The 7,073-nt window shown below is 66.7% G+C and carries 6 protein-coding genes; 2 read left to right on the plus strand and 4 right to left on the minus strand.

Annotated elements, in window-relative coordinates; genetic code table 11:
- The first annotated feature begins 341 nt into the window (after positions 1-341).
- Entirely contained in the window at positions 342-1,154 is an 813-nt protein-coding gene (locus tag WAW85_RS17095; RefSeq protein WP_422560779.1) for a hypothetical protein, read from the plus strand.
- Positions 1,155-1,180: 26 nt separating this feature from the next.
- Here WAW85_RS17095 and WAW85_RS17100 read toward each other — a convergent pair whose 3' ends face one another.
- The 4 genes from WAW85_RS17100 to dnaB all read right to left on the minus strand — a co-directional run bounded on the left by WAW85_RS17100 (position 1,181) and on the right by dnaB (position 6,042).
- Positions 1,181-2,548 carry an MFS transporter gene (locus WAW85_RS17100; protein WP_422560784.1) on the minus strand — a complete coding sequence of 456 codons (1,368 nt, stop codon included), beginning with the start codon at positions 2,546-2,548 and terminating at the stop codon, positions 1,181-1,183.
- 209 nt (positions 2,549-2,757) lie between these two features.
- Positions 2,758-2,910, minus strand: coding sequence for a hypothetical protein (locus tag WAW85_RS17105; RefSeq protein WP_422560780.1), 153 nt, complete (start codon positions 2,908-2,910; stop codon positions 2,758-2,760).
- Between the two features lie 230 nt (positions 2,911-3,140).
- Positions 3,141-3,761, minus strand: coding sequence for a class I SAM-dependent methyltransferase (locus WAW85_RS17110; protein ID WP_422560781.1), 621 nt, complete (start codon positions 3,759-3,761; stop codon positions 3,141-3,143).
- A 70-nt stretch (positions 3,762-3,831) separates the two neighbouring features.
- On the minus strand, positions 3,832-6,042 hold the full coding sequence (gene dnaB, locus WAW85_RS17115) for a replicative DNA helicase (protein ID WP_422560782.1): 2,211 nt from the start codon (positions 6,040-6,042) through the stop codon (positions 3,832-3,834).
- Positions 6,043-6,470: 428 nt separating this feature from the next.
- Between dnaB and WAW85_RS17120 the strand changes: the two genes are divergently transcribed.
- A complete protein-coding gene (locus WAW85_RS17120) occupies positions 6,471-7,052 on the plus strand; it encodes a hypothetical protein (protein WP_422560783.1) in 582 nt (193 codons plus the stop codon).
- The last annotated feature ends 21 nt before the right edge of the window (positions 7,053-7,073 follow it).

Here is a 7,073-nt window from a genome sequence, read left to right on the forward strand (position 1 = left end):
TCCTACCGGCTACGCGACCGAGGCCTGGAAACACTCCCCAGCATCAAAGCCGAACAAGAAAACCTAGACTAGAGACTGTTCACTTTTGGACCGCCGAAACCGTTCAGGTTTCGACCGCCGCCGACACATTTCCCCTATTCGCGACAAACCGCGACGATCAGGTCCGACGCCGCAAGCATGGCGGGATCGCATCGCCAACGTCCGTCGACAGGGTCGATGGGCAATTCGTTCCGCCCACGTCAACGACGATGCGCTGCGCGCGACGATCGGATCAGCGGAGACTCGTGTAGCGTGCGGCTCCAGACGAATCCCCTGAATCACCTACATTCCCTGGAGGATCCGTGTTCGGACGCACGACGAAGTGGATCGGCGCTGCCATGGCCGCAGCGGTGGTGACGACAGGCCTCGCTGGCGCCGCCACTGCCGCACCGGGGGCCGAACGAATCGCCACAGTCGTCGCACGGAACTGCGAGAATCTCGGCGTCACGATCACCCTGTCGCCGCAACAGCAGGTCCGCGCACAGACGTTGCTTCCGGCCGGCTTCCGCTTGAGCACCGATCCCACCCTGCTGGTGGAGACTTCCCGCTGCGCTGGCGCGAAAGTCAACGGGAAGACGATCGGGGCGTTCCACCTGTCCGAAGCGGCCCTATCGATCGTGGCACCGCGCCGGGCGGAGTCCCGCCATCTCCCCAATCTGGTGACCGAGCACATTTACATGCTGTCCCAGCTCGACACCAACCGTCTGCTGTCGGAGACGAAGGCCTCGGCCGGCTACCGCTCGGAGCTCGCCGACATTTCGCTGAACCGAGGCTCAGCGAACGCGGTACCGAGAGTGATGACGGCTTCGGCAGGCGGCCAGCTGGCCCCCGCTACCGCGCGCGCCGAGGTGACTCCGTACCTGCTGCCCGCGGGTGTCGCGGTGCCCAATCCCGGTGTCGTCTACCAACTGTGGACGAAGAACGGCGACGGCAGATACGTGGTCACCGTCAATTCCAACCTGCGCATCGGCACCCCTGCCCTCGGCTCCGGCGTGGTGACCGTCGCCCCGGGGACGCTGCTCCACACGCTGCTGGGTACCCAGTCGGCGTCCGGGCTCGCCTTCTCCGGCGCCGCCAGCGGATTCGTCAACGACACCTACCTGTTTGCGCGCTGACCCGCGACCCACAACCTCCGCACCGCTCAGGCCGGTTGCGTGGGACTGCGGCTCACGCGCACCTGGTTAACCACCAATGCAACGCAGACCGTCGTCGTGGCGACGGCCGCCACCCCGAGGGCGACGGTGATGCCGTGCTCGCCCGGTCGCGCCGCCAGGATCGAGCCGACAAGCGCGCTGCCCGCCGCGCCGCCGACGGTGCGGAGCACCTGATTGAAGCTGACGGCGCTACCCACTTCGGACACGGCGACGTTACGCGCGACAAGCGCCGGCATCGCCGCATACGCCGCACCCATGCCGAGGCCGAAGCCGAGCATGCCGAGCAGGACCTCCCACAGCTGGTCATTGGTCAGCCAGATCATGAGGGCGGCGGCGGCCATCACCGACGACCCGGCGGGGAGCATGGTGGTCATCGACCCGGGGCCCAGGCGCCGGACCAGACGATTGCCAGCGAGGCTGCCGACCGACAGCGGGAGCATTACGAACCCGGCCCAGAATAGGGGCAGTTCGAGACCGTAACCGGTCGCCTTCGGGGCCTGCGCGATGATGCTGATCGTCGACAGACTCATGTACATCGCGGCGCCGAGACCGATGGCGGTCAGGTTGGCGAGGAGAACGTCGGGAGCCTTGATGACACGCAGGTTGATCAAGGGATCGCGCGAGCGCAGTTCGACGACAACCCACGCGGCGAGGCAGGCCGCGCTGGCGACCGCGGCGGCGAGGGTCGCCGCCGACAGCCAGCCCCAGTGCGAGCCCTGACTGATAGTGATGAGCAGGCCCGCCAGCCCGATGGACAGGAGTGCGGCGCCTGCGGTGTCGAACGGGCGCGAACTCCCGGCTTCGCTGTCAGCGGGGACCCACCGCCACACCACCACGATCGCTGTCAGCACGAAGACGGTCGCGAACCAGAAGGCGACACGGTAGTCGAGGAGACTGGCCAGGATCCCGGTCAGCGGATACCCGAGCCCGAGACCGGTCGCGACCGTGACCGACAGCGTGGAGATCGCCGGGTCCGCCTTGCCGACACCGAGGTGCCGCCGGGCCAATACGATGGTCACCGGCACGATCCCGTAGGTCAGACCCTGCAGGGCGCGGCCAATGAGGAAGATGCCGAAGGTCGGTGCGGCCGCGGCGACCGCGGAACCGATGAGGATGATCCCGAGGGCGATCAGCAGCAGACGTCTGGTGTTGACGCCGTCGGACAGTCGGCCCATGATCGGGGTGGCGACGGCGCCGACCAGCAGGTTGATGGTCAGCATCCATTGGGCGGTGCTCACCGAGACGTCGAGTTGGGCAGCGATCGACGGCACCAGAAGCATGCCGAGCGAGCTAACGATCGAAGTGGTCAGGGCCGCATAGATCAGGCTCGGGACCAAGGCCCGGCCGGTGCTCATCGAGTCCCCGGCCCGTTTTCGCGGAGGCACCGGGAGGACGGAATCACATCTCTCGTTCTACCCCCAGCGCGCACCGGTCCGCGGACCGGGCCAGTCGTCAGGTACGCAAATGTGGCCGAGCACTCGAGCGCTGTCGCGGGCGGCTCGTCGTGTTCTGCGCGACGCTGGGTATCTCACGGGAGCAGGCTGGCCTCCAAAGCCGTGATCAGTCACCGCTCCCAGCGTGGCAGTGACCATCCCGGCGTCACGGTCAGCAGTAAAGACACCTCGAAGCTGTTGAGTGCCAACCCCAGATCGGTCGCGGCCGCGACGGTAATCCCTGGCGCGAGAGCGTCCACGTCGTCGAGGACTTCTGCCAGCACCCGAACGCACGCCACCGCTGTTCCTCGTTCGTCTGCAACTGTATGGCCATTTCTGGGTCGGAAGCTGCAGCATCGCGGACCACCCTCATGATCGGAGCGACCCGCGCGAAGAGGGCCGCACCGTCGTTGCCAGCGGCGGCGCGGATGACCCGGTCCGGGCGCGGGCGTGTCGGGCACCGGCCATGCCGCCGGTGGTCGTCCACCTAGGCGCCTCGCCGTCAGCGACTGCGTCAGCGGGAGCTCTGTCGGAGTGCGACGATTACACCGTGTGGCCGGTATCCACTCCAGGTTCGGGTATGTGTCTCGATCACCGCGAAGCCAGCAGTGACCAATTCCTGACTCAGTTCAGCCACGGACCATCGATAGCCCGTAGTGACGGCATGGCCGAAAGCCTCTACCGATCCTCCTTCAAAGAAGCCCACCAGCACCCCCCCGCCCGGCCGGATCGCCCGCGCGAACTCGGCGAGCGGAATCTGGATGTCCTGCGGATTCTGGTGAATGAGCGAGTACCAGGACAGCAAACCGCCCAATGAGTCTGTTGCGGCGTCCAATGCCGCAAAGCTGCCGACATCAAAGGAGAGGGCTGGATACTGCATACGGGCTCGCTCAACAAACTCGGGAACGAGGTCCATCCCGCTCGCAACTAATCCGCACTCGGTCAGGAAGTTCGTCCACTGCCCCGGACCACACCCCACGTCAAGCGCGGGACCTTCCAGGGTGGCGGCCCAGGCGCTTACCAGTGCTCGATCGGATGGGTGAGTCGAAGCCATAGAGCCAACGAGCTCCGCATACTCCTGGGATCTCGCCGAGTACGCCTCTCGGACGATGTCGCCTGGTTGCGTGTTCTTCATATCGCTATATGCCCGCCGGCGATATCGTCACATCTCGCTAGTCTGCGCGGTGTCTGGACGACAGCGGCGGTCAGCCGCGGGCCATGTCGACAAATTTCGATAGGTGCAGCTGATGGGCGACGGTGATGGTCGCCGTCGGACCGTTACGGTGCTTGCCGACGATGATGTCTGCCTCGCCGGCACGCGGATCGTCGCGTTCAAAGGCGTCCGGCCGGTGCAGCAAGATCACCATATCGGCGTCCTGCTCCAGCGAGCCGGACTCACGGAGGTCGGAGACTTGCGGCCGCTTGTCGGTGCGCTGCTCGGGGCCACGGTTCAGCTGACTGATGGCCACCACCGGAACGTCGAGCTCCTTGGCCAACAGTTTGATGGAGCGTGAGAATTCGGAGACTTCCTGCTGGCGCGACTCGACCTTCTTGCCTGAGCTCATCAGCTGCATGTAGTCGATGACGACGAGCCGCAGATCGTGCCGCTGCTTCAGGCGGCGAGCCTTGGCGCGGATCTCCATCATGGTCAGGTTGGGCGAGTCGTCGATGAAGAGCGGCGCGTCGCTGATCTCGCCCATGCGCCGGGCCAGGCGGCTCCAGTCGTCGTCGCTCAGATTTCCCGCGCGCATATCGCCGAGCTTCACCCGCGCTTCCGCGGACAGCAGCCGCATCACGATCTCGTTCTTTCCCATTTCCAGGGAGAACATCGCCGCGGCGAGGCCGTTGTGGACCGACGCCGACCGCAAAAAGTCCATCGCGAGGGTCGAATTGTGCGTGGGCACCATCGCCTCACCGGCCAGGTACAGGTGGTCGGCGGCCGACACCTGCACGCAGCGCACCGGCACCGGAGCAACCGGACGGATCGCGACGATCCGGCGGCCGCGACTCGCACCGCGCAGCTCCTTGTGCCGCACCAGCTTGTGATGGACAGTGAACACGTCCGCATCGGCGTGCATCCGGATCCAGCCGGTGGGCATCCGCTGATAGACGTATCCGAGTCCGGCGATCAGATCGGTCAACACATCGGACATGCGGCGCGTCACCGACGGGATGGTGATCCAGCCGTCCGCTTCCACGCGGGCGCGGGCATCGAGCAGCCCGGCGAGCAGCGCACGACGCTGCGGCACCGATCCGCGCAGATACTCCTCGGGGATCAGCCCGGCGAGGTCGGCCATCAGCGTCATCGTGTCGACGGGGCCTTCCGCGTCGATCCGCAGCGCGATCTCCGGATCGTCGTAGGCCATCCCGGCCAGTGCCGCGACCGTGTACGGACCGTAGCCGAACTCCCGTTCCGGGAGCTCGATCGGCTTGGCGTTGGGCACCCGCGCCGAACCCGCGTGCGCCCGCAGTTCACCGGTGGTCAGCACCTGCATCTGCCCGCCGATGTCGGCGGACCACTGATGGTCGCGGTCGGCGACGATGACGGCGCCGTCGGCGAAGACCACCTCGAAGCACGGGCGGTCGGTCAGCACCTCGCTGATCGCCACGACACGCGTCGGCGTGCCATCAGCGCCGATCAGCTGATCGCCCACGGCGACCTTGCCCATCCGGGTCCAGCCGGTCGGCGTGGGCAGTGGGGTGTCGAGGGCGAGCGCCTTACCGACACCCGGGCGGGCGGCGACGATGATCATCTGGCCGCCCTGCAAACCATTCGTCAGCTTGTCCAGATCGGCGAACCCCGTCGGCACACCGCGGGAGATGCCGCCGCGCGAGGCGATCGCGTCGAGCTCATCGAGCGTGGGCTGCATCAGCTCTTCGAGGATCGAGTAGTCCTCGGAGGTGCCGCCCTCGGTGACGTCGTAGATCTCAGCCTGGGCGCGGTCCACCACCTCGGCGACGTCTTGACCGTCGGCGCCGGCGTAGCCGTACTGCACGATGCGCGTGCCAGCCTGGACAAGTCGGCGCAGCAGTGCCTTTTCGGCGACGATCTCGGCGTAAAAGCCAGCATTCGCGGCGGTCGGCACCGTGGAGATCAAGGTGTGCAGATAGGGGGCGCCACCGATCTTACGAAGTTCGCCCTTGCGGTCGAGTTCATTGGCGACGGTGACGGCGTCGGCCGGCTCGCCGCGGCCGTACAGCTCCAGGATGGCGTCGTACACGGACTGATGTGCCGGCTTGTAGAAGTCGTCGGGTTTGATCCGTTCCAGGACGTCGGCGATGGCATCCTTGGAGAGCAGCATGCCACCGAGAACCGACTGTTCGGCGGCATTGTCCTGCGGGGGCTGCCGGAGAGCTTCTTCCGGAGCTGGGGGAGGCTCCGCATGCGTCGGGTCCTGCGTGTCATCGCGCACCACGTAGCCACTCCTCCCCGGTGTCTAGCCGCTCAATCATATTCGGACCCAGTGCCTGCTCGGCCCGCTCGCCCGCTCGCGCTCTTCGCGCGTTCGGTGGCCATCTGATGAATCCGATCCTTCGGGAAGATTAGGTCTCGGATACCCGCACGGCAACTGACTGTTGTGGGTAACGCTGTGGAAAGCATGTGCACAGCTGTGCGTCGCGCGGGTCGCGGTGTGGACAACCCTGTGGAGCCACCACGAATTGCCGGTGGCGAAGCCAGGGTTCTTCCAGGTCAAAGACCTGCGGGTTGTCCACAGCGAAACTGTTTGGCCGCACCCGGCGTGTCGCCGCCCGCCACGCCCGGTGCGACGTCGAGATGGACTTGAGGTGAACCTATCGCGGCAACGTCAGCGCGTACCGGCCTCGCCCATGGTGGAATAGACTCGTGCGCGTTCTCACCACTCCCCGTCGCCGTCGGACGCTGCTCGGCAGCCTGATTCTGGCCGCCTCCGCAGCATTGCTCGGCACGCTCGTCGCCGCTCCGGTCGCCGCGGCGCCGGTGCCGGCCGAACTCCAATTCGGAAACTACAGCCCGGTCAACGTGAGCAAGTACCGGTCGCTGCGCTACGCCGACGACGGCCGCGTTTTCTTTGTCGCGGGCCGCTGGCGCTGCCAGATCGGCCGCCCCGGGTCGGTGGGATGCCAGGGTCGTCCAGCCACCGCGCCGCCGGGAATCACCGGTGTCGCGATCACCAACGACCTGCAAGGCCCCCTGTGGGTCCCACCGGGCACCACCTACCGCTTCGGCTCGCAGGCCGGTTTCCGCGCCCCCGTACTGAACGTCGGCCAGCGGATCAGCGTCGGCACCACCGTCTGCGCCCGCCCGCGCGCCAACGTGGTCTCGTGTGCCACGTCCAACCGCGCCTTCATCCTGAGCCCGGCATGGCACAAGTTCTACTACCCCAAGGGCGACAACCGGCACAGCAGCAATCCCGCACCGCGCTACCTGCCCGCGCAGCTGCGCTGAGCCGCGCGCCCCACACGGGAC

The sequence above is a fragment of the Gordonia sp. (in: high G+C Gram-positive bacteria) genome, from assembly GCF_049299075.1.
GTDB lineage: Bacteria > Actinomycetota > Actinomycetes > Mycobacteriales > Mycobacteriaceae > Gordonia.

Bases quoted from the DNA above. Each gene is read 5' to 3' on its own strand.
- WAW85_RS17110 (WP_422560781.1), bottom strand. From the start codon at position 3,761: ATGAAGAACACGCAACCAGGCGACATCGTCCGAGAGGCGTACTCGGCG.
- WAW85_RS17100 (WP_422560784.1), bottom strand. From the start codon at position 2,548: ATGAGCACCGGCCGGGCCTTGGTCCCGAGCCTGATCTATGCGGCCCTG.